The sequence below is a fragment of the Streptomyces sp. NPDC127177 genome (assembly GCF_042672475.1).
Taxonomy (GTDB): domain Bacteria; phylum Actinomycetota; class Actinomycetes; order Streptomycetales; family Streptomycetaceae; genus Streptomyces.
The window spans coordinates 100,618-121,528 of record NZ_JBHXUW010000009.1 but is presented as its reverse complement, the minus strand read 5'-3'; the positions used below and the strand labels follow the sequence as shown (position 1 = coordinate 121,528).

The 20,911-nt window shown below is 71.9% G+C and carries 20 protein-coding genes; 11 read left to right on the top strand and 9 right to left on the bottom strand.

Features of this window, described 5'->3' with window-relative positions:
- Positions 1 to 9 precede the first annotated feature (9 nt).
- Genes ACFVJX_RS08925 through ACFVJX_RS08910 form a run of 4 tightly spaced genes read right to left on the bottom strand, consistent with a single transcriptional unit; the run spans position 10 to position 4,856 of the window.
- Complete coding sequence (locus ACFVJX_RS08925) at positions 10 to 1,158, bottom strand: XdhC family protein (RefSeq protein ID WP_384122043.1); 1,149 nt, start codon at positions 1,156 to 1,158, stop codon at positions 10 to 12.
- Entirely contained in the window at positions 1,151 to 3,313 is a 2,163-nt protein-coding gene (locus ACFVJX_RS08920) for a xanthine dehydrogenase family protein molybdopterin-binding subunit (protein ID WP_384122046.1), read from the bottom strand. The genes ACFVJX_RS08925 and ACFVJX_RS08920 overlap by 8 nt, the downstream gene beginning before the upstream one ends.
- Positions 3,310 to 4,302 carry an FAD binding domain-containing protein gene (locus ACFVJX_RS08915; RefSeq protein ID WP_384122049.1) on the bottom strand — a complete coding sequence of 331 codons (993 nt, stop codon included), beginning with the start codon at positions 4,300 to 4,302 and terminating at the stop codon, positions 3,310 to 3,312. The genes ACFVJX_RS08920 and ACFVJX_RS08915 overlap by 4 nt, the downstream gene beginning before the upstream one ends.
- Positions 4,299 to 4,856 (bottom strand): (2Fe-2S)-binding protein, encoded by a 558-nt coding sequence (locus tag ACFVJX_RS08910; RefSeq protein WP_384122052.1) that lies wholly within the window; start codon positions 4,854 to 4,856, stop codon positions 4,299 to 4,301. Before ACFVJX_RS08910 ends, ACFVJX_RS08915 begins: the two co-directional genes overlap by 4 nt.
- Positions 4,857 to 5,097: 241 nt before the next feature.
- Here ACFVJX_RS08910 and ACFVJX_RS08905 point away from each other — a divergent pair, with 241 nt between their 5' ends.
- Together ACFVJX_RS08905 and ACFVJX_RS08900 are read left to right on the top strand one after the other, a co-directional pair.
- Positions 5,098 to 5,715 (top strand): TetR/AcrR family transcriptional regulator, encoded by a 618-nt coding sequence (locus tag ACFVJX_RS08905; protein ID WP_384122055.1) that lies wholly within the window; start codon positions 5,098 to 5,100, stop codon positions 5,713 to 5,715.
- A gap of 57 nt (positions 5,716 to 5,772) precedes the next feature.
- Positions 5,773 to 6,180 carry a molybdopterin-binding protein gene (locus tag ACFVJX_RS08900; protein ID WP_384122058.1) on the top strand — a complete coding sequence of 136 codons (408 nt, stop codon included), beginning with the start codon at positions 5,773 to 5,775 and terminating at the stop codon, positions 6,178 to 6,180.
- Positions 6,181 to 6,196: 16 nt separating this feature from the next.
- On the opposite strand, the gene ACFVJX_RS08895 is transcribed toward ACFVJX_RS08900, so the two are convergent.
- Positions 6,197 to 7,717, bottom strand: a complete 1,521-nt coding sequence (locus ACFVJX_RS08895) for a PucR family transcriptional regulator (RefSeq protein ID WP_384122061.1) — start codon at positions 7,715 to 7,717, stop codon at positions 6,197 to 6,199.
- A 366-nt stretch (positions 7,718 to 8,083) separates the two neighbouring features.
- Here ACFVJX_RS08895 and ACFVJX_RS08890 point away from each other — a divergent pair, with 366 nt between their 5' ends.
- The 4 genes from ACFVJX_RS08890 (at position 8,084) to ACFVJX_RS08875 (ending at position 12,146) form a co-directional block, all read left to right on the top strand.
- Positions 8,084 to 8,593, top strand: coding sequence for a molybdopterin-dependent oxidoreductase (locus ACFVJX_RS08890; RefSeq protein WP_384122063.1), 510 nt, complete (start codon positions 8,084 to 8,086; stop codon positions 8,591 to 8,593).
- 189 nt (positions 8,594 to 8,782) lie between these two features.
- Complete coding sequence (locus ACFVJX_RS08885; RefSeq protein ID WP_384122066.1) at positions 8,783 to 9,175, top strand: molybdopterin-binding protein; 393 nt, start codon at positions 8,783 to 8,785, stop codon at positions 9,173 to 9,175.
- Between the two features lie 117 nt (positions 9,176 to 9,292).
- On the top strand, positions 9,293 to 10,105 hold the full coding sequence (gene modA, locus ACFVJX_RS08880) for a molybdate ABC transporter substrate-binding protein (RefSeq protein ID WP_384314418.1): 813 nt from the start codon (positions 9,293 to 9,295) through the stop codon (positions 10,103 to 10,105).
- 91 nt (positions 10,106 to 10,196) lie between these two features.
- Positions 10,197 to 12,146 (top strand): ABC transporter permease, encoded by a 1,950-nt coding sequence (locus tag ACFVJX_RS08875; RefSeq protein WP_384122069.1) that lies wholly within the window; start codon positions 10,197 to 10,199, stop codon positions 12,144 to 12,146.
- A gap of 27 nt (positions 12,147 to 12,173) precedes the next feature.
- Here ACFVJX_RS08875 and ACFVJX_RS08870 read toward each other — a convergent pair whose 3' ends face one another.
- Positions 12,174 to 12,740, bottom strand: a complete 567-nt coding sequence (locus ACFVJX_RS08870) for a TetR/AcrR family transcriptional regulator (RefSeq protein WP_384122072.1) — start codon at positions 12,738 to 12,740, stop codon at positions 12,174 to 12,176.
- A 129-nt stretch (positions 12,741 to 12,869) separates the two neighbouring features.
- On the opposite strand from ACFVJX_RS08870, the gene ACFVJX_RS08865 reads away from it, so the two are divergent.
- Complete coding sequence (locus ACFVJX_RS08865; RefSeq protein WP_384122076.1) at positions 12,870 to 13,793, top strand: NmrA/HSCARG family protein; 924 nt, start codon at positions 12,870 to 12,872, stop codon at positions 13,791 to 13,793.
- 18 nt (positions 13,794 to 13,811) lie between these two features.
- On the opposite strand, the gene ACFVJX_RS08860 is transcribed toward ACFVJX_RS08865, so the two are convergent.
- The 3 genes from ACFVJX_RS08860 to ACFVJX_RS08850 all read right to left on the bottom strand — a co-directional run bounded on the left by ACFVJX_RS08860 (position 13,812) and on the right by ACFVJX_RS08850 (position 16,071).
- The gene (locus tag ACFVJX_RS08860) at positions 13,812 to 14,405 is read right to left on the bottom strand and encodes a class F sortase (RefSeq protein WP_384122602.1); all 594 of its coding nucleotides are present in this window, start codon (positions 14,403 to 14,405) and stop codon (positions 13,812 to 13,814) included.
- A gap of 208 nt (positions 14,406 to 14,613) precedes the next feature.
- A complete protein-coding gene (locus tag ACFVJX_RS08855) occupies positions 14,614 to 15,138 on the bottom strand; it encodes a hypothetical protein (protein ID WP_384122079.1) in 525 nt (174 codons plus the stop codon).
- A gap of 408 nt (positions 15,139 to 15,546) precedes the next feature.
- Entirely contained in the window at positions 15,547 to 16,071 is a 525-nt protein-coding gene (locus ACFVJX_RS08850; RefSeq protein ID WP_384122082.1) for a MarR family winged helix-turn-helix transcriptional regulator, read from the bottom strand.
- A gap of 519 nt (positions 16,072 to 16,590) precedes the next feature.
- Here ACFVJX_RS08850 and ACFVJX_RS08845 point away from each other — a divergent pair.
- From ACFVJX_RS08845 to ACFVJX_RS08830, 4 genes are all read left to right on the top strand, one after another.
- The gene (locus ACFVJX_RS08845) at positions 16,591 to 17,883 is read left to right on the top strand and encodes an ABC transporter substrate-binding protein (protein WP_384122085.1); all 1,293 of its coding nucleotides are present in this window, start codon (positions 16,591 to 16,593) and stop codon (positions 17,881 to 17,883) included.
- 31 nt (positions 17,884 to 17,914) lie between these two features.
- Positions 17,915 to 18,853: a carbohydrate ABC transporter permease gene (locus tag ACFVJX_RS08840; protein ID WP_384122088.1), complete on the top strand. Its 939-nt coding sequence runs from the start codon at positions 17,915 to 17,917 to the stop codon at positions 18,851 to 18,853.
- Positions 18,854 to 18,866: 13 nt separating this feature from the next.
- Positions 18,867 to 19,694, top strand: coding sequence for a carbohydrate ABC transporter permease (locus tag ACFVJX_RS08835; RefSeq protein WP_384122091.1), 828 nt, complete (start codon positions 18,867 to 18,869; stop codon positions 19,692 to 19,694).
- A gap of 134 nt (positions 19,695 to 19,828) precedes the next feature.
- Entirely contained in the window at positions 19,829 to 20,830 is a 1,002-nt protein-coding gene (locus ACFVJX_RS08830; protein WP_384122604.1) for a LacI family DNA-binding transcriptional regulator, read from the top strand.
- The last annotated feature ends 81 nt before the right edge of the window (positions 20,831 to 20,911 follow it).

The window sequence follows — 20,911 nt, the reverse complement described above, 5'->3', positions numbered from 1 at the left end:
CCGGCCCGGTCACGCCGCCGCCGAGGAGCGGGCTCCGCCCTCCTGCCGTCCGTCGGCGTCGTGGTGGATGGGCGTGCCCGACCCGGTCAGTGGGGCGCCCGTCCCGCCGCGGCGTGCCGCGACGATCTCCGCCGCGATGGACAGCGCGGTCTCCTCCGGCGTACGGGCACCGAGGTCGAGGCCGATCGGCGAGCGCAGCCGGTCCAGTTCACCATCGGTGAGCCCGGCTTCGCGCAGGCGCCGGTCGCGGTCCTCATGGGTGCGCCGCGAGCCCATCGCGCCGACGTACGCGGCGGGCAGCCGCAGTGCGGTCTCCAGGAGCGGGACGTCGAACTTCGCGTCGTGGGTGAGCACGCAGAGCACGGTCCGCTCGTCGGTCGCCGTTCCCCGGAGGTAGCGGTGCGGCCAGTCGACCACCAGGTCGTCGGCCTCGGGGAACCGGGCGCGGGTGGCGAAGACCGGGCGGGCGTCGCACACGGTCACGTGGTAGCCGAGAAACTTGCCCGCCCGCACGAGCGCCGTGGCGAAGTCCACCGCTCCGAAGACGATCATCCGGGGCGGCGGCACGCTCGTCTCCACGAACAGCAGCACACCGCCGGGGCAGCCCGATCCGTCCTCGGCGATCTCGACGGTGCCGGTGCGGCCGGTGTCCAGGATCGCGCGGGCCTCGGCCGCTGCCGTCCGGTCCAGCTCCGGAGTTCCGCCGAGGCCGCCCTCGCAGGTGCCGTCGGCGTGCACGAGCAGTGCTCCTCCGAGCAGTTCGTCCGGCCCCCGGACTATCCGGGCGAGCGCCGCGGACTCGCCCCGGTCCGCGGCCGACACCGCTGCCAGGAAGACCGGTGCGGCCGAACGCACCGGTGCGACCAGGACCTCGATGACGCCGCCGCAGGTGAGCCCGACGGCGAAGGCGTCCTCGTCGCTGTATCCGAAACGTTCCCGCACGGTCCGCCCGTCGCGGAGCGCCTGCACGCACAACTCGTAGACCGCCCCCTCGACGCAGCCGCCGGAGACGGAGCCGATGACGGTGCCCTCGCTGTCCACGGCCAGCGCGGCGCCGGGGCCGCGCGGCGCGCTGCCGCCCACGGCCACGACGGTGGCGACGGCGAAGTCCCGGCCCTCCTCGAACCAGCGGCCCAGCGCGTCCGCGATATCAAGCACGCGGGGCTTCCCCCTCCGCACGCCGTCGGGCCTCTTCTGCCGCGCGCAGGACACGGTCGGGGCGGATCGGCAGTTCACGGTGGCGCACGCCGGTCGCGTGCCACACCGCGTTGGCGATCGCGGCGGCCACACCCACGACGCCGATCTCACCGATGCCCTTGATCCCGACCGGGTCGTCGGGGACGTGGTCATCCACCCAGTCCGCCTCGATGACCGGTACGTCGGCGTGCGCGGCGAAGTGGTAACCGGCGAAGTCGGCGCCGACGTGGCCTCCGGAGGCCTGGTCCCTGATCGCCTCCTCGTGCAGGGCCATGGACAGCCCCCAGGTCATGCCGCCGATCAACTGGCTGCGGGCGGTGAGCGGGTTGACGATGACGCCCGCGGCGTAGATGCCCAGCAGCCTGCGCACCCGCACCTCGCCGGTGGTGACATCCACCGCGGCCTCGGCGAACTGCGCGCCGAAGGAGTGCCGTTCCTGCTGCGGGAGGGCGCCGATGGCCTCTGCGGTGTTCGACCGGGCGGTGATCCCCTCGGCCGGGATGCCACCGCCCAGGGCCAGCCGCTCGCGCAGGTCAGCCGCTGCCAGCCTGACCGCCCAGGCCCACGAGCGGGTGCCCGTGGAGCCGCCGGCGATCATCGCCGGGCCGATGTCGCTGTCCCCGATCCGCATCCTGATGCGGTCCGGGTCCACCTCCAGCGCGTCGGCCGCGACCAGGGTCATCGCGGTCCTGGCGCCGGTTCCGATGTCCGCCGCGTTGACCCGCACGGTGAAGGAACCGTCCTGCTCGGCGGTCACGGCCGCGGTGGAGGGGCCGACCCCCGAGGGGTAGGTGGCCGCGGCCGTACCGGTGCCGATCAGCCAGCGCCCCTCGCGGCGCAGTCCGGGACGCGGGTCGCGGTCCGCCCAGCCGAACCTGCGGGCGCCCTCCTCGAAGCAGGCGAGCACGTTGCGGCTGCTGAACGGCAGGCCCGACACCGGGCCCGTCGCGGGTTCGTTGCGTGCGCGCAGAGCGATCGGGTCCACGCCGCACTTCTCGGCCAGCTCGTCGAACGCCGATTCGACGGCGAAGGAGCCCGGCGCTTCGCCCGGTGCCCGCATCCAGGTCGGGGTCGGCACATCGAGCCGTACCAGTGTGTGCTGCGTGTGATGCGCGTCGGCGTCGTACAGGACGCGCCCCAGCACCGCACTCGTCTCGACGAACTCGTGCACGGTCGAGGTGAGGCTCTGCGCCCGGTGGTCGAAGGCGCGCAGCCGGCCGTCGGTCCCGGCGGCGAGCCTGACCCGCTGGGCCGTGGGGCTCCGGTACCCCACGAGGGAGAACATCTGACGACGGGTCAGCACGACGCGTACCGGGCGGTGCAGGAGGGTCGTGGCCATCACGGCCGCCACCTGGTGGGGGCTGAGCCCCTTCGACCCGAAGGCTCCCCCGACATGCTCGGACCGCACCCGTACCGAGGCCGGATCGAGGGAGAAGAGTTTCGCGATCTCGGTGGCCACCCAGCTGCTGCCCTGGTTGGAGTCGAGGACGTCGAGCCGCCCGTCGTCCCAGCGGGCGGTCACCGCGTGCGGCTCCATCGAGCTGTGGTGTTCCTCCGGGGTGGTGTACTCCTCGTCCACCACGAAGGCGGCGGCTCCGAGCTCGGCCTCCAGATCCCCCTTCGACGTCTCGGCGTCGGCCATCACGCTCTGCTGCGGCGTGTACGCGCCGGGGTGCCCGGCGAAGAAGGCGACGTCGTGCGGCTCGTCGTCGTACTGGACGACGAGAGCCTCGGCGGCCTCCCTGGCCTGCTCGGACGTCTCGGCCACGACCAGCGCCACGGGCCAGCCGACGAAGGGCACCCGGTCGTGCTGGAAGAGCCCGACGACCGGGTTGGGGCGTCCCAGCATGCCGACGTACTCGGTGTCGACGCGCGGCGCGTTCCGGTGGTGCAGCACGGTGAGGACGCCGGGCATGGCCAGGACGGGCGTGTCCTGGACCGAGCGCACCCGGCCGCGGGCCACCGTCGAGAGCACCAGCCAGCCGTGGGCGAGCTCCGCGAAGGGGATCTCGCCGGCGTAGCGGGCCGCTCCGGTGACCTTGTCGCGGCCCTCCACCCGGGTGCGGCCGGAGCCGATGGCCCCGGTGAACGCCGCGCTGTCGGTCGTCGTGGTCATCGGGCGGCCTCCTCGGCGAGTTCGGTCAGCACGGCCACGACGAGGTTGCGCATCAACGTCACCTTGTATCCGTTCTCGGGCAGTGTCCGGGCGGCTGCCAGTTCGGTGTCCGCCGCGGCGGCGAAGGCCTCGGCGGTCGCCGGTCCGCCGGTCAGTGCCCGTTCGGCCGCATGGGCCCGCCACGGCCGGGACGCGACCGCCCCGAAGGCGAGACGCACCTCGGCCACGACACCGTCCCGGACGTCGATCGCGGCCGCGATCGAGCCGATCGCGAAGGCGTACGAGGCGCGCTCGCGCACCTTCCGGTACCGGGAGTTCGCGGCGACCGCGGCCGGCGGCAGCGTGACGCCGGTGATCAGGGCGCCTGGCGGCAGGGCCGTCTCGATGTGCGGTGTGTCGCCCACGGGGCGGTAGAACTCGGTGATCGGCAACGTGCCCGGCCCGTCGGCCGTCTCGTACCGGATGACGGCGTCGAAGGCCGCGAGCGCGACCGCCATGTCCGAGGGGTGGGTCGCCACGCAGTGCTCGGAGGCGCCGAGGATGGCGTGGTTGTGGTGCTCTCCCGCGATGGCCGGGCAACCGCTGCCGGGGACTCGCTTGTTGCACGGTTTGGCGAGGTCGCCGAAGTAGCCGCAGCGGGTCCGCTGGAGCAGATTGCCGCCGACCGTGGCCATGTTGCGCAGCTGTCCGGAGGCGCCGGCCAGGAGCGCCTGGGCCAGCGCCGGATAGTGACGCCGGACCTCGGCGTGGGCGGCGAGATCGCTGTTGGTGACGGTCGCACCGATGCGCAGTCCGGCCTCGGCCGTGAACTCGACGGTGTCCAGCGGTAGTTCCTGGACATCGACGAGCAGGGAGGGCCGCTCCACGCCGGCCTTCATCAGGTCGACGAGGTTGGTGCCGCCGCCGAGGAAGCGGGCCTCCGGGTCCGCGCCGAGCAGGGCGAGGGCTCCGGAGACGTCGAAGACACGCTCGTAGCCGAATTCCCTCATGCCACCGGCTCCTTGGTCTCGGACGCGGAGGACTCCGCCGCCCGCGCGACCGCCTGCACGATCGATACGTAGGCGCCGCACCGGCACAGGTTGCCGCTCATCCGCTCGCGGATCTCCTCGGCCGTGAGGGTGGGGACCCCGGCCTCCGGCCGGACGTCCTCGGTCACTGCGCTCGGCCAGCCGGCGGCGTGTTCCTCGATCACCGCGAGGGCCGAACAGATCTGGCCCGGTGTGCAGTAGCCGCACTGGTAGCCGTCGAGGTCGAGAAACGCCTGCTGGACCGGGTGCAGCCGGTCGCCGTCGGCGACTCCCTCGATGGTGGTGATCTCGCGCCCCTCGGCCGCGACCGCGAGCTGCAGACAGGCGACGGCCCGGCGCCCGTCGAGCAGCACCGTGCAGGCGCCGCACTGGCCCTGGTCGCAGCCCTTCTTGGTACCTGTCAGATCGAGACGCTCACGCAGGGCGTCGAGCAGGGTCGTGCGGTGGTCGACCGGCAACGTGTACTTTTCGCCATTGATGTTCAGGGTGATGGCACTGGACGTCGATGGGGCCATGATCAGCCTTCTTTCGCATTACTGATGCGCGTCGAACGTGACGATCCCGGCGGACGGCCCGGGAGGGAGGGAGGCGATGCGCGTGATGACGCAGATGAGGACGGGGCACCGGTCGGCCACAGTGGCTGGATCTGCCGGTAAGGTGAGGCTAAGCGGACAACTGTCCGCCGATGGTCAAACTTAGTGGACAGCTGTCCGCTTATCAAGACCTGTCGTGGCAGTGAGCCCGGAAGGAGGAGCCGTGCAGGAGGAGAAGAGCGCCCCTCTGCGTCCGGACGCCCAGCGCAATCGCGAGCGTATCCTGGAGGTCGCGCTGGCCGAGCTGACGCGGGCGGCGGACGCCCCGGTGAGCGCGATCGCGAAGAAGGCCGGGGTCGGGCAGGGGACGTTCTACCGCAACTTCCCCAACCGCGAAGCCCTCGTTCTGGAGGTGTACCGCTACGAGATGCAGCAGGTCGCCGACAGCGCCGGGCAGTTGCTCCTGATCCGTGAACCCGACCGGGCCCTGCGGGAGTGGATGGACCGGCTCGCACAGTTCGCCATGGCCAAGGCCGGGCTGGCCGAGGCGCTGCGCACGACGGTCAGCAGGCCTGGCGGTCTTTCCCAGCTGGGGCACGGCCCGCTGACCTGGGCGGTCACACTCCTCCTGGACGCCAACGAGAGGTCCGGCACGATCCGTCCGGGGCTGAGCGCCGAGGACTTCATCCTCGCCATCGCCGGGCTCTGGCAGATCGACCCGCACAGCGACTGGCAGCCGCGCGCCGCCCGGTTGCTGGATCTCGTGATGGACGGGCTGCGGGCGGGGGCCTCCGGCGCGGGCCGGGCCGGGGGCGACGCGGCGCAGGACGGACGGGCCTGAACCGACGGTTCCGGCCTCGGCCCGGCACGACCCCTGCGAAGGCCCTAGAGTGCGCGAGTGCCTTCGTACAGCATTGGCCAGGCCGCTGAGCTGCTGGCCGTGAGTCCCGAGACAGTTCGCCGCTGGGCCGACGGCGGTCACCTCGTGATGGCCCGGGGCGGTTCGGGGAACCGGGTGATCGACGGAGCCAGCCTCGCGGGCTTCGCCACGGAACGTGCCGCGGGTCTGCATCCAGTGCCCGGGGAGGTCCTGACGTCGGTCCGCAACTCGTTCGCGGGGATCATCACCGCGGTGAAGGCGGACGACGTCGTGGCACAGGTGGAGATCCAGTCGGGACCGCACCGGCTGGTGTCGCTGATCAGCCGCGAGTCCGTCGACGAACTCGGCCTGGAGGTAGGCGTCATGGCAACGGCACGGGTCAAGTCGACGAACGTGCACATCGACCGGCCGGGCGCCCGGGGCTGAGCCCCGGCCGGTGCGGTCAGCGGCACATCAGGGCGGCCTGCAGATCGAGCTTGTGGTCGAGGCGCGACAGGTCGCGGCCGGTGAGCTGCTCGATGCGCCGGACACGGTAGTGGACCGTGTTGACGTGCAGGTGGAGGGCCTCGGCGGCGCGTGCCCAGGAGCAGTTGTGCGCGAGGAAGACCTCAAGGGTGTGCAGCATCATCCGCTGGGAGGCGCCGTCCCCGTCGACCAACGGCCCCAGGGTGCGGGCGCTGAAGACCTCGCGCACGTCCTCCGGAAGACCGGCGAGCAGCCCGTGCAGGGTGGTGAGTTCGTTCACCGAGGTCAGCCGGCCCGCCACGGGTTCGGTGGCGCGCGACGCCGTCAGGGCGTAGCGCGCCTGTACGAGACTGCCGCCCAGGTCCTCGGGGTCGTCGGCCACCGCTCCCGCACCGCCGTGGAGTGCCGCGCCGGGACGGCAGTCGGCCAGCACGGACCAGAGGTGGCGCAACCGGTCCTCGCTCCCGTCCGGTCCGCTCCGGACGACGGCCACGGCCTCACCACCCGCGAGCCTGCCCACGGCGAACGGCCTGTCCGGGTCGTGGTGCAGGGCCTCGGTCAGGGCGTCCGCCGCGGCGCTCGCGTCGTCCTCCTGGGCGAGCCGCGCCGTGATGACCTGGTAGGGGCCCCGGTCCGCGAGCCCGCAGCCGTGGAGGGCGATGCGCAGTGACGTCCCGTCGGCGTGCGGGGCACCGACGAGCGCGACGAGGTCGTCGCCCTTGCGGCGTACCGCGTTCACCGCGGGGGCGGTGCGGTGCCGGTGCTGGGCGAGGACGTCGGCTATCTCGTGCAGGACGCGGGGCGGTGCCCCGGCCGTGTCGGGGACGTACAGGTGCCAGACGTCGTAGGGGGATCCGTCCGACTCGACGCGCAGCGTGGCCCCGGCGGGCCCGCGCAGGAACTCGGCGCCCCGTCGCGCGGTCAGGGGCGGCGCCGATGGAGTCCGTGCGAGAGTGCGCCCGGTGGCGCTGAGGAGGTACGCGGCCGGGGTCCCCAGGTGGGCGAAGGCGCGGTCGAGCAGTGTGTCCGGGTCCACGTCGGCCGCGAGCAGGGCGCTGAGCTCGTTGCGCACGTTCTCGGGCAGCGCATAGTGATGGGTCGGCCTGCGGCTGAGGTCGCCCCACTGTCGGAGGTAGACCGCCTCGGTGATCGCGCGGAAGCTGGTCCGGGCGGGGACGGCGATGAGCGTGACGCCGCGGGTCCGGCAGGCCTCGACGAGAACGTCGGGCACGGTGCCGTGCGTCTCCTCGCCCGCGAGCAGGGCCACGGCCCCGGCCGACCGGAGCGCCGCGACGAACCGGTCTGCCTTCTCGGGCCCGTCGGCGGGGTGCCACCACACCAGGCCGCTGAGAACGACCTCGCCCTGCTGGAGAAAGCGGGCTGGGTCCTCCAGGTCGGTGGCGGTGACCCCGCTGATCTCCCGGGCCGGCAGGGGCTCTTCGCCCCACAGCAGGGTGAGTCCGAGGGATTCGAGCTGGAGGAGGTGTTCGACGTGCATGGTCTGGCTCCTTGCGCGACTGCCGGGCGCCGGCCCGACATCTCACATTCACGAGGCGATTGCGAGTCTGGTCATCGTAAATGCCAGGTGAAGTGATCCATACACCTCTTGGTTGATCATCCAGAACGCAGTGCGGCGGCTCGTATTTTTCCGTGTGGTGCGCCAGTCGTGCGCGGGGCGTCCCGGTTGCTTCACTGGGCTTCTCGACGGCCGACGACACGGCGGGGATACGGTGGAAAACCTTGGTATCGGTTCACAAACGCCAGGCTGATGGCGGACATTGCCCCGTAGGAGCGATTCCACGGAGCGGGCGCTGGGCATACCTTCTGACAGCCGCCCTGCGGGCCGTCCGATCCGGGGATCCCCATGAGCCGACTCAGCGCGCAAACCCGCACCCCTCCCCCGCTCCTCGCACCCTTCGCCCTGCTCGGGGACGTCGAGCGGCCGGCGACACTGACCGTGGAGGACCTCCGGGGCAGGTGGGAGCAGCAGCGGGCGGAGGTGGTCTTCGACTGCGCCACCAACGGCCCGCAGCGGCACAGCTTCGAGGGGCCGCTGCTCCGGGAGGTGGTCCTCGACGCCCAGCCGGTGTTCGACGCCCGCAGGCGCAAGGACCGCTCGCGTTACCTCGTGGCGGTCACCGGAGGCGACGGGCACCACACGGTGCTGTCCTGGGCGGAGATCGACGCCGATTTCGGCGATGTGCCGGTGCTCCTGGCCACCCGGATGGACGGCCATGACCTGGACACGGCAGGAAGCCAGCTGGTGGTGCCCGCCGACCGGTGCGGGGCGCGCTACATCAGCGCCATCACGCATGTATGGGTCGGGGCGTGGCCGGTCTCCGTACGGCCCGCCGCGAGCGCCGAACCGGCGTAGACCGGCAGGGGCCGCGGGTCCGGAACGGTCCGACCGGCGGAGCGGAGCCGGCGGTCCACCGACCGGGGCCCGCCTCGCGGTGTCCGCGCGCCGACCCTTTCGGACGTTCCTCCTAACGGGTACGCATCTGCCATGGAGGATCGCATTACACATTGTAAATGCAAACCCAAAGCGCCTATTCTGTGGCACATGCAGTCCTACACCATTGGACAGGCCGCCCGCCTGCTCGGCGTCAGCCCCGACACCGCGCGCCGCTGGGCGGACGCCGGACGGGTCGCAACCCACCGCGAGGAGAGCGGCCGCCGCCTCATCGACGGCCGGGACCTGGCCGCGTTCTCCGTCGAGGTGGCCCAGGGCGGCACCGAGGACGACGCGTCCTACACCTCGGCCCGCAACGCCTTCCCGGGCATCGTCACCGCCGTCCGGCTCGGCGATGTCGCGGCCCAGGTGGAGATCCAGGCCGGCCCGCACCGGCTCGTCTCCCTCCTGACCCGGGAGGCGGTCGAGGAACTCGGCCTCGAGGTCGGCATGCAGGCCACCGCCCGCGTCAAGTCGACCAGCGTGCACATCGACCGCACCTGATCCGGCACCCCGGACCCCACAGCCCCACAGAGAAGCGGCGTCGCCCGTCCCGGCGCGGCTCACACCATCCGCTCGGACGGCACCAGCCGACCGCGTTCCCAAGGAGTCACGACCCTCATGTCCCTCGCCTTCACCAGACGCCGCACCGCAGCCGCGATCCTCACGGCGGCTCTCCTCGTCCCGCTGGCAGCCTGTAGCAGCGACAACGACAAGAAGGACTCGGACGCCGGGACGTCCGCGTCCGCGTCCGGTTCCGACGTGCCGAAGGCCGATTTGACGGTGCTGGCCGCGTCGTCGCTGACCGATGTCTTCAAGACGGCCGGCGCCGCGTACGAGAAGGAGCACCCCGGCACCGAGGTGAAGTTCTCCTTCGCCGGTTCGCAGGAGCTCGCCGCCCAGGTCAAGCAGGGCGCGCCCGCCGATGCCCTGGTCACGGCGGACACCAAGACGATGGACGGTCTCAAGTCCGACACCGGCACGCCGACCGTCATCGCCAAGAACCGCCTGGTGATCGCCACCGGCAAGGGCAACCCCGAGAAGATCGACAATCTCAAGGACCTCGCCGACACCAAGCTGAAGGTCGTGCTGGCGGCCCCCGAGGTGCCGGTGGGCCGCTACGGTCAGCAGATCCTGGACGCGCAGAAGATCACTGTGAAGCCGGTGTCGCAGGAGCCCAACGTGCGCGCCGTGCTCAGTAAGGTCGAGCTCGGTGAGGCGGACGCCGGTCTCGTCTACAAGACGGACGCCGCGACGGCGACCGACAAGGTCGAGGCCATCGACATCCCCGATGCCCAGAACGCCGTCGCCTCGTACCCGGCCGCGACTCTGAAGACCACGAAGAACAGCGAGGCAGCGGACGCGTTCGTGAAGTGGCTCTCCACCCCGGAGGCCCAGAAGATCCTCGCCGACGCCGGCTTCCAGCAGCCGTAACCGGTGACCGCCCCGTGCGGGCGGCCGGGCTTCGGTCCGGCCGCCCGCACGGCATTTCCAGCTTCAGGGACCTCCAGCCCCAGGGATTTCGATGAGACGCCTCCGCAGCCGTACGACCGGCCCCCGCGCACCGATCGCCCTGGCGATCCCCGCGCTCGTGGCCATCGCCTTTCTGCTGCTGCCGCTGGTCGGGATCCTCGCCCGCACCTCATGGGGTGATCTGGGCACCCATCTGACCAGTCCCGGGACGACACAGGCGCTGAAGCTGTCGCTGCTCGTCTCCTTCTGGGCGCTCGGGCTCTCGCTGGTGCTCGGTGTGCCACTGGCCTGGCTGCTGGCCCGTACCGACTTCCCCGGCAAGACGTTCGTCCGCTCGCTCGTGCTCCTGCCGATGGTGCTGCCGCCCACGGTGGGCGGTGTCGCCCTGCTCCTCGCGTTCGGCCGCCGCGGTCTGCTCGGGCCGTGGCTGGAGGACACGTTCGGCATCACGCTGCCCTTCCACACCTCCGGTGCCGTCCTGGCGGCGACGTTCGTCGCGATGCCGTTCCTCGTCATCAGCCTCGAAGGGGCGCTCGGCGGACTGCGCCCGCGCTACGAGGAGACGGCGTCCTCCCTCGGAGCCTCGCCGGTACGGGTGTTCTTCACCGTCACCCTGCCCATGGTCGCCCCGGGTCTCGCCGCCGGAGCGGCACTCACCTGGGCGCGGGCGCTCGGCGAGTTCGGCGCTACCATCACGTTCGCCGGGAACCTCCCCGGTACGACCCAGACCCTGCCCCTCCAGGTCTATCTGCTCCTCCAGGACAACCCCGAGGCCGCCACTTCGGTCTCCCTGCTCCTGCTCGCGATCGCCATGCTCGTCCTGATCGGCCTGCGCGGGCGCTGGACCGGCGGCCCGGGCGCCGCGCCGGCCGGGCCGCGCGCCGGGGTGGACGAGCCGTCCTCAGGTATTCCGGAGGGCACCGGAACGGCTCCGCCGGTCAAGGAGGACGCCGCCGGTGCCGGGGAGAGCTGGCCGTTGCACGCCGAGGTCACCGGCTTCAACGAGCTGACGCTCGACGCCGGTGCCGGCACCACCATCGCCGTCGTCGGCCCCAACGGCGCGGGCAAGACGACCCTGCTGCGCGCCCTGCTCGGACTCACCCCGCGCGCCCACGCCGCGCTGCGGCTCGGGGAACTGGACGTCAGCGCGCTGCCCACGCACCGTCGCGGCGTCGCCTGGGTCCCCCAGGACGGTGCGCTGTTCCCCCATCTCAGCGCGCTCGCGAACACCGCTTACGGGCTGCGCGCCCAGGGCGTCCCGCGCGCCGAGGCCCGCCGCAGGGCCCGGCAGTGGCTGGACCGTCTCGGCGTGGGGCACCTCAGCGCCCGTAGGCCGTCCCAGGTCTCCGGTGGCCAGGCGCAGCGCATCGCACTGGCCAGGGCGCTCGCCACCCGCCCCAGGCTGCTGCTGCTCGACGAGCCGCTCGCCGCACTCGACCAGACCACCCGGGCGCATGTCCGGCACACCCTGCGCACGCACCTCGCCGGTTTCGGCGGTGTCTGCCTGATCGTCACCCACGACCCGGTTGAGGCCGTGTCCCTCGCCGACCGGGTCCTCGTCCTGGAGGACGGCCGCGTCCTCCAGGACGCCCCGCCCGGAGAGGTCACCCGGCACCCCCACTCCCCCTGGGTCGCCCGCATGCTCGGCCGCAACGCCTGGCCGGGCACCGCGACCGCCGACGGGCTCGAACTCCGGGGCGGCGGCGTCCTGGTCATCGCGGATCCGCTGCCGGCGGGCACCCCGGCGCTCGCGGTCATCGCGCCCGAAGCCGTCTCCGTGCACCGCGCGGAGCCCGGTGGCAGCCCGCGCAACATCTGGGCCGGCACCGTCAGGGAGATCACCACCAGCGGCAGCCGGCTGCGCGTCCTCATCACCTCGCCGCAGGCACCTGACCTCGTCGCCGAGATCACCCCGCAGGCCGCGGCCGAGCTCGGCCTCGCCGACGGGGTGCCGGTGTGGACCAGCGTCAAGGCGACCGAGGTCACGACCGTGGCGCTGTAGGCACCCTGCCGGCCCTCGCCCCGCGCCTCACCGCGGAGGGCAGACTCCCGTCATGGCCAGAGCGAGCAGCCGGTCCGCCTCGGCGGCGGGGGCCGCGTGGTGCTCCGTCGCCAGGGCGATACCGGCGATCAGGGTGAGCAGATCGGCGGAGGTCACACCGGGTGTCACCACACCGTCCCGGGCGGCGCGGGCCAGCAGCGGGTCACACGCGTCGCTGAGCTTCGCGGAGCAGGCGTTCACATGGGCCTCGTCGGGGCCGTCCGCACTGTCGAGTGCCAGCGCGGCGGCCAGCCCCCGCGCGGACGCGGCGTACCCGGTGAAGGCGGTCAGCCACTCCAGCAGCGCCTCGCGGGCATCCGCCGCCCCGGCGAGGTCGGCCGCCAGGGCGCCCAAGGCCTCGATCCGTTCGTGGAAGACCGCCTCCAGCAGCGCGCGCCGGCTCGGGAAGTGCCTGCGCACCGTGGCCGATCCGACTCCAGCGATGCGGGCGATCCGTTCCAGGGAGGCGTCGGCGCCGTGCACGGCGACCTCCTCCTCGGCGACGTCGAGGATGCGCGTGTAGTTGCGCCGGGCGTCCGCACGCTGGCCGGGCATGGCTTCTCCTCCTGTGTTCGGGCGGCCTCGCGGATGTTCGCTTGCTAAGTGGCGGGGCCCTCCGTATCGTACCGAACCAGAAACGGCGGGGCCCGCCGTTTAGTCTCTGCGCACCATTCGAGGAGCATCATGTCCACGGATCCCACATCCGCGCCGGTACTCGTCACCGGCTCCACCGGCCGCCAGGGCGGCGCCACGGCACGCGCCCTGCTCGCGGCGGGCGTCCCCGTCCGGGCACTGGTCCGCGACCCTGCCACCGAGCGGGCCAGGGCCGTCGAGAAGCTCGGCGCCGAGCTCGTCACGGGCGACCTCCTGGACCGCGACTCGGTGACGCGGGCCGCCGAGGGGGCCCGCGCCGTCTTCTCGGTGCAGATGCCCGACATGACCGGCCGGGGCTTCGACGGGGAGTTGGACCAGGCGGTCAATCTGATCGAGGGCTCACTGGCCGCCGGCGTACCGCAGTTCGTGCACACCTCCGTCTCCGGCGCCGGGCAGCACACCGAGGCGCCCGGCTGGGCCGAGGGCCGCTGGGCCACGATGGAGCCCTACTACGCCACCAAGGCGGGGATCCAGGACCGGGTGCGTGAAGCGGGCTTCACGCACTGGACGCTCATCAAGCCGGGCTTCTTCATGGAGAACTTCCTCCCATCCATGGCCTTCCTGTTCCCGCGCGGCGTCGAGGGCGGCCTGGTGAGCGTCGTGAAGCCCACGACGCTGCTCTCCGTCGTCGCGGTGGACGACATCGGTGCGACCGCCGCGGCGGCCTTCACCGAACCGGAGCGGTTCCACGGGATCGAGCTGGAGCTGGCGAGCGACTACCTGTCCATGACGGACATCGCCGCGACCCTCTCGCGCGCGCTGGGCATCCCGCTCACCGCACCCGTGATGACCGAACAGCAGGCGACCGCCGCCGGGATGCCGGGGATGGGCGCCTCGCACGAGCGGCTCAACGTGGTCGGTCAGCCCGCACGACCGGAGTACGCACGCGCTCTCGGCATTCCGCTCACCACGTTCGACCAGTGGGCACAGCTGCACATGCGGGCCACGGCCTGACTCCGGGCGGCCGCCCCGTCAGCCGACCGAGGTGAGCCGGGCGTACGCGACGACGTTGCCGTCGTAGCCGGCCTTCCGGGAGAAGCCGCCACCACAGGTGAGCACCCGCAACTCCGGTTCGGCGGCGTCCGCGTAGACGCGCTCGGCGGGGAAGTCGGCCTTGCTGACGACCTCCACGGCGTAGACGGAGAAGACAGCGGTGCGGCCGTCGGCACGGTGGATCTCGATGCGGCGCCCCTTGTCCAGTGCGCCGACACCGTAGAAGACGGCGGGACCCGCCTCGTTGTCGACGTGACCGACGACCACGGAGGTGCCGGGTTCGCCCGGGGTGACGGAACCGTCGTACCAGGCGGCCAGGTTGGCATCCGTCAGCGGCGGTACGCCGATCCAGCCGTCCGCACCGAGCCCGACCCTTCCCACCGGGGCGTCGACACCGATCGAGGGGATCGTGATCCGTTCGGGCAGCGAGCGGGACAGGGGGGCGGGAGGCGGGCCCTTGGGCCAGGCACCGGCCCCCGCGGAGCCGGACGGGTCACCCACGGCCGAGGCGGGCTGGGGCGGGCCGGCCGAATTCCCCACGCCGTGCCTGATCAGCGAAACCCCGATCAGCAGGGCGACCGCGAGGGTGCTCCAGCGCGGGCCGCGGCGCCCGGTGCCTGCGCCGCGCCGCTCCCGACGTGCGGTTCCGGCAGGTTCAGGGGGTTCGGCGGGTTCGATCCACTCGTGCCACACGGCTCTGTGCACGGCTCCTCCACCTCGCGATCCGGTGACTGCCGGGTCCGGCCCGCCTCGGGGGCCGGACCCGTCGGGGCGGAGCCGGTCAGACGTTGCCGCCGGAGCGGCGGCGCAGCTTGTGGGCGCCGAATCCGAGCACACCGGCCACGAGGGCGGAACCCGCTCCGATCTCCCCCGGGCTCATGCCGGAGAGGCTGCCGCCTGCGCCGGCGCGCACACCGTTGTCGGGCTTCACCGGCCCCGTGCGGTCACCGCGGCCCGAGCCGTTACTACTGATGGTCAGCGGCGTGGTGCCCTTCTCGCCCTTGCAGTCGAAGGTCACGTCGTACTCGGCGCCCGGCTTGGCGTCCGCGTCGACCCGCGCGGTGGCCGAGTGCCCCTCCGCCAGGGTGACGGTGTCGAAGACACCGGAGGAGACGGTCACCGACGGGACCTCGCAGCCGGTGGCGTTGAGGGTCACGGTGCCGCCGGGCGCGACCGTCGACGGGGAGACGGTGAAGCCGAACGACGTGATGTTGTGGTTCCCGTCGTCGGCCAGGGCCGCGGGGGCGGTGAGGCCGAGGGCGGCGACGCCGAGCAGGGCGGCAGAGGCGACACGTATCACGCGCATGATCAATCTCCGGATCCTCGAAAGGCAGCCGCGGACCTTTTGTCCGCACAAGCGAGCTATGCCTCTCGGCACAGGTGACGCTAAGTGGCACCCGGGTGACCCGCCACTCGACCGCCTCACCTCTCAGAGCCGAATGGAGCAGCACCTGACCGGCCCACCGCCGAGGCGGTGCGCAGCACGGGGGCCGGGCTCACTGAGGGCTGACGAAGCGTGCGGCGCACCCTGATCCCGGGCGAGGGCTTCAGCCCGACGGCGGAACCCTCCCGGCTGCTCCACGAGCACCCGACCGCCGAGCAACTGGCCGCGTGCTGAAGGCCGGTGGACCGGTTCCCACCCCAGGAGGCCCGACATGGACAAGTTCCTTCTCGCCACTGCCGCCGCGACGTCCGCCCGGTATCTCGTGGCGCGTCACACCGCGCTGGAGCGAGAAGGGCCGGCACGCCAAGGCCCCTCGTCTCCTTCGACGTTGGCCACCATCCTCCGCATGACCTTCAGTGCGGCCACGTACTCCTCATCACTGATTCCCTCGTGGACCACGGCACGCAGCCCGGTCACCAGCTCGCGCAGCCGCACCCTGGCCGCCTCCCCCGCCGCGGACAGGTGCAGCCGCTGCCCGTGGCCGGCCCTGAGCCATCCGCGGTGGATCAGCTGGTCAACGACCCTCGCGATCTCGTGCGGCCCGTCCGCGAGAGGGGTCAACTGGGCGATGACCTCCTCGCGGGTCGACTCCCCGGCCCCGCCGTCCACACGGTTCAACACCCAGTACTGCGGCTGCGTGACGTCGATCCTTGCCATGGCGTCACGCAGATGCCGGGTGACCGACGCATGGGCGAGACCGCTCCAGTAGCCGATGGGCTGGGAGGCCAGCATGTCGTCGGTGGCGGCCGGATCGGCCGGTGCCTGATCGGTGGGGGTGCCGGTCGGAGGGTTCATGGTCATGACGCTACAGCTCGCCGGCACCGGGCGGATGGCCTGACCATCGGCCGGCTCGCGACGCTTCCGAGCCTGCCGGTCCGCACCCTGCACCTCTGTCGCCGGATCGGCCGGGCGCACCGTCACCGCGCGCGCCCGCCGGTTACCGGTGCTCGTACAGCGAGATGTTCCGACGTGTGGAGTGCCTGGCCGGCCCACGCCCTCATCGGCCGGCAAGGGGGGTATGCGCGCCCATCCCCTTGGAACAGGCTGTGAGTGGACTCAGGTCATCGCGATGAGGTCATTGCGATGAGGCGGTGCGGTGCCGGTCGGCAGCCCAGGAGGCGAGGATGCGCAGGCCGTCGTGGGGGGAGAGCCGACTTCCGCGGTAGGACGCCGAAGGAACTCGGCCGATTTGTCCGTGTCTTCAGCATGCGCAACCAAGGGTTGACCATTCCGGGAAGTGCCCCTAGGTTTCTCGCAGCCCACTGGTACATCGATTAACCACATGGTTAACGTCCTGGTTGGAGACATCCCGCTGTGCGCTCATCCCTGAGTCGGCGCGGTTTCCTCGCTGCGGGTTCCGGCGTCGCCGCCGCTGCCGCAGTCCCCGCCCTGTCCGGCTGTTCCACGCTCGCCTCGGCCGATTCCGACCCCGGCACCCTGCTCGTGCACACCCAGCTCGGCACCACCGCGCCGGGCTCTCCCACCTACAAGGCCGTCGTGAAGGAGTTCCACGAGGAGAACCCGGGGCTCCGGGTCAAGAACCTCGTCAACGGCGACGACCTTCCCCAGGTGTACGAAACCTCCCGGCTGGCCCGCAAGGAGCCGGACGTGGTCATGGTCAACCTCTACGACAAGACGCTCGCCTGGACCGACGTCGGTGCCACCGTGGACGTCAAGGGGTACCTCGACGACTGGGGGCTGCGCGAACGCGTCCTGCCCCAGGCCCTGGAGGAGTGGACCGACTCCAAGGGCAGACTGCGCGCCTTCCCCTACTTCGCCACCAACTGGCCCGTCGCCTACAACACCGCTCTGCTGGACCGGGCCGGTGTCGGCGCCGTCCCCACCACCGGCGACCAGCTCATCGGTGCCGCCCGCAGGCTGCGGGCCAAGGGCATCGCGCCGGTCACCGTCGGCGGGAACGACTGGACGGGACAGAAGCTGCTGGCCCAGATCATCCAGACCTTCCTCACCCCCGACGAGGCCCGGAAGGTCTACACGAGCGGCGACTTCAGCGGCAGCAGGGGCGCCCGCGAAGGCATCGAGTACTTCGTCCAGCTGCGGGACGCCGGAGTCTTCGCCGACAAGGCACAGGGGCTGACGTCCGACACGATGACCACGCAGTACAACACCGAGGCGGCGGCCATCCAGTCCGCGATGTCCTCGGCGCTGGCGAAGGTCTCCCCCGAGCCCGCCGCGCACACCGAGGTCGGCGGCTGGCCGCTGGCCCCCGGCGCCTCGCACAGCAAGCCGACGATCCTGCGCTCGTACACCCTCATCGGCTTCTGGATCAGCCCCAACGGCGTCAAGAAGCTGTCCTCGGTCGAGAAGTTCCTGCGCTTCATGTACCGGCCCGAGGTGGTCTCGCGCTTCATCACCGAGAGCGGGCGGGACATGGCCCTGGTGACGGACACCGTCAGCAAACGGTTCCCGCTGGTGGCCAAGGCCCAGCAGCTCGGCGACCGGGTCGGCCAGGTACTCCTGCCCGATCTGTACGTCCCGCCGACGGCCACCCAGCCGCTGATCACGGCGACCAGCACCGCCTTCACCCGGGGAACGAGCGCGGCCGCCGTGCGCTCCGCCCTCGAATCCGCCTACCGCACGGCCTGATCCGCGCGCCCGAGCCCTCTGCGAGTCCCGAATGACGTTGCTCTCGTCCGCCCCGGGCGGCGCGTCGGTCCGCCGGCCTGCCCCTCCGTCGCCGCCTCCCGCTGCCTCGCCCCGCAAGCAGGGCGGGGTCGTCCTCGCCGTACCGGCCCTGGTCTGGTACCTCGTCTTCATGGTCGGCCCGCTGGTCGCCATCTTCGTCATCGCCGCGCTGCACTGGCCCGGCATGCTCCAGCCGGTCTCCTTCGCCGGTCTCGGCAACGTCCGTACCGTCTTCGACGACCCGGTCTTCTGGGAGTCGGCCGGCAACACGGCCATCCAGCTCGTCATCGCACTGCCGGTGATGATCGTGTGCGCTTACATGCTGGGGTACTACGTCGCACAGCAGCCGCCGGGCCACCGCGTCCTGCGGTACCTGCTGTTCATCCCCGGGCTGATCTCCACCCCGGCCAAGGCGATGGTGTTCTACGCCGTCCTCTCACCGGACGGACTGCTCAACGGCGCCCTGGACAAGATCGGGCTGGGCTCGCTCACCGACGCCTGGCTGGCCTCGCCCTCCACCGCCCTGTACTGCCTGATCCTCCTCGACGTGTGGAGCGGCATCGGTTTCACCGCCGTGCTGTTCGCCGCCCGGCTGGGCAGCGTGCCGGGCGAGATCGGTGAGGCCGCACAGCTCGACGGCGCCGGGCACTGGCGCGCGATGTGGCGCATCCACTTCCCCGTCATCCGTGACTTCGTCGGTGTAGTGACGATGCTTCAGTTCCTGTGGACCCTGTTCGGCTCCGCGCAGAACGTCCTGCTGCTCACCCAGGGCGGTCCAGGGAGCTCATCGACGACCCTGTCCTTCCTCGTCTACCAGAAGGCGTTCATCGCGGCCGACCTGGGATACAGCCAGACCGTCGGCGTGGTCCTGTTCCTGGCCGGCCTGGCAGGGCTGCTGACCATCCGTCGCGTCTTCCGCCAGAACTACTGATCGGAGCGGTTCCATGAAGTTCGGAAGGTCCTGGCTGGCGGCCCACGTCCTGGCGTGGCTGTACGCGGCGCTGCTGGTGGTCCCCCTCTACTACCTGCTGGTCTCGGCGTTCAAGTCGAACGACCAGATCTTCGGGAGCCCCTTCTCCCTGCCGACCTCGTTCTCGCTGCACAACTTCACAGAGGCGTTCTCCTCGGCCGACCTGGGTCCGGCCATCGTCAACTCCGTGCTCGTCACGGTGCTGGCGCTGGCGCTCACCCTGGCGCTCGCGATTCCGGCGGCCTTCGCCATCGCCCGAACCGAGGGACGTCTCGGTGCCTTCGTGGAGCGGGTCTTCTCGCTGGGCTTCCTGGTCCCGACGTTCGCCGCGCTGTTCCCGACCTTCCTGCTGGCCGCGGCGACCGGGCTGTTCCACACCAGGGCGTTCATGGTGCTGTTCCTGCCGGCCACGGCGATGCCGCTCTCCGTCGTGATCCTCGTGCAGTTCATGCGGACCATCCCGCACGAGATGGAGGAGGCCGCGCGGCTGGACGGCGCGTCCACCTTCGCCGTGCTGCGGCACATCTACACACCGATGTGCATGCCGGGGATCGCGACGATCCTGCTGCTGAACTTCCTGACGTTCTGGAACGAGTACCTGTACTCGCTCGTCATCATCGGCCCCGACCCGGAGCAGCGCACCGTGCAGGTCGCCCTGCCCACCCTCAAGTCCCTGACCGGTACCGACTACGGCATTCTGACCGCAGGCACCGTGCTGACGCTGGTCCCGGTCTGGGTGGTGTACACGGTGCTGCAGAAGCGTATGCAACAGGCTCTCGTCAACGGGGCGGTGAAGATGTGAAGGAACGTCTCAAGGAGCGTCCCGAGGACGCGGAAGGCGTCACGGGCGCGGTACCGGGAAGCAGGGCCGCCGGGAACGCGCCGCCCGGCAGGCGCGGAGGGGCCGAGGGGTCCGTCCGTCCCACGATCAAGGCCGTGGCCGCCGCGGCCGGGGTGTCCACCGCCGCGGTCTCCCAGGCGGTGAACGGCCGGGGCCGGATCTCGGAGGCCACCCGTCGGCGGGTGCTGGACGCGGCGGCCGAACTCGGCTGGTCGCCCAGCGCGTCCGCGACGGCCCTGCGCCGGGCCAGGACCCGGACGATCGCGCTCGTCGTCCGGCGTCCCACCGACGTCCTGGGCGCCGACCCGCACTTCAGCGAGCTGATCACCGGCCTGGAGGGCGAACTCGCCCCCCGCGGCTACGGTCTCCTGCTCCACCTGGTCGCCGGCATGGACCAGGAGAGTGCCCTGTACGAACGGCTGGTCGCCGAGGGACGGATCGACGGCGCGGTGCTGAGCGAGGCGCGGGCGGACGACCCGCGCCCGGGGCTTCTGCACGGCCTCGGGCTGCCCGCCGTGCTGCTGGGCACACCCGACGCCGCGGCCCCGGTGCCCGGCGTCGGCCTCGGGCAGCAGGGCGCCGGTGTCCGTGAGGCCGTCGCGCATCTGCTGGAGCTGGGCCACCGCCGTATCGCGTACGTCGCGGGCCCGGCCGAACTGGTGCACACCCGGCTCCGCCGGGCCGCCTTCGAGGAGGCCCTCGCCGAGGCCGGGCTGCGGCCCGTGGCCGTCCGGCACACCGACTTCACCGAGGAGGCGGCGGTCGCCGTCACCGAGGAACTGCTCGCTCTGCCCGACCGGCCGACCGCCCTGGTGTTCCCCAACGACTCCATGGCCGTCTGCGGCATCGGGACGGCGCAACGCGGCGGACTGCGGGTGCCGGCGGACGTGTCGGTGGTGGGGTACGACAACCTGCCGCTCGGCCGCTGGCTGCACCCCCGGCTCACCACCGTGGACCAGCAGGTGCAGCGGGTCGGTGCGGCCGCCGCCCGCGCCCTGCTCGTCCAGTGCGGGGAGGACGTGCCCCCGCCGGTGCTCGACGGGCGTCCGCGCCTGGTCGTACGGGAGTCGACCGGCCCCCTGCCCCCCGCACCCTGAACCATGGTTCCTCCACCGCACCCCGCACGCGATCCGCCCGGCCGGGAACGCCGCCGGACGCACCCGATCCACCCCCGTACT

Coding starts and splice junctions, on each gene's coding strand:
- ACFVJX_RS08920 (WP_384122046.1), bottom strand. CDS start 3,313: ATGACCACGACGACCGACAGCGCGGCGTTCACCGGGGCCATCGGCTCC.
- ACFVJX_RS08915 (WP_384122049.1), bottom strand. CDS start 4,302: ATGAGGGAATTCGGCTACGAGCGTGTCTTCGACGTCTCCGGAGCCCTC.
- ACFVJX_RS08910 (WP_384122052.1), bottom strand. CDS start 4,856: ATGGCCCCATCGACGTCCAGTGCCATCACCCTGAACATCAATGGCGAA.
- ACFVJX_RS08895 (WP_384122061.1), bottom strand. CDS start 7,717: ATGCACGTCGAACACCTCCTCCAGCTCGAATCCCTCGGACTCACCCTG.
- ACFVJX_RS08890 (WP_384122063.1), top strand. CDS start 8,084: ATGAGCCGACTCAGCGCGCAAACCCGCACCCCTCCCCCGCTCCTCGCA.
- ACFVJX_RS08885 (WP_384122066.1), top strand. CDS start 8,783: ATGCAGTCCTACACCATTGGACAGGCCGCCCGCCTGCTCGGCGTCAGC.
- modA (WP_384314418.1), top strand. CDS start 9,293: ATGTCCCTCGCCTTCACCAGACGCCGCACCGCAGCCGCGATCCTCACG.
- ACFVJX_RS08875 (WP_384122069.1), top strand. CDS start 10,197: ATGAGACGCCTCCGCAGCCGTACGACCGGCCCCCGCGCACCGATCGCC.
- ACFVJX_RS08870 (WP_384122072.1), bottom strand. CDS start 12,740: ATGCCCGGCCAGCGTGCGGACGCCCGGCGCAACTACACGCGCATCCTC.
- ACFVJX_RS08865 (WP_384122076.1), top strand. CDS start 12,870: ATGTCCACGGATCCCACATCCGCGCCGGTACTCGTCACCGGCTCCACC.
- ACFVJX_RS08855 (WP_384122079.1), bottom strand. CDS start 15,138: ATGCGCGTGATACGTGTCGCCTCTGCCGCCCTGCTCGGCGTCGCCGCC.
- ACFVJX_RS08850 (WP_384122082.1), bottom strand. CDS start 16,071: ATGAACCCTCCGACCGGCACCCCCACCGATCAGGCACCGGCCGATCCG.
- ACFVJX_RS08840 (WP_384122088.1), top strand. CDS start 17,915: ATGACGTTGCTCTCGTCCGCCCCGGGCGGCGCGTCGGTCCGCCGGCCT.
- ACFVJX_RS08835 (WP_384122091.1), top strand. CDS start 18,867: ATGAAGTTCGGAAGGTCCTGGCTGGCGGCCCACGTCCTGGCGTGGCTG.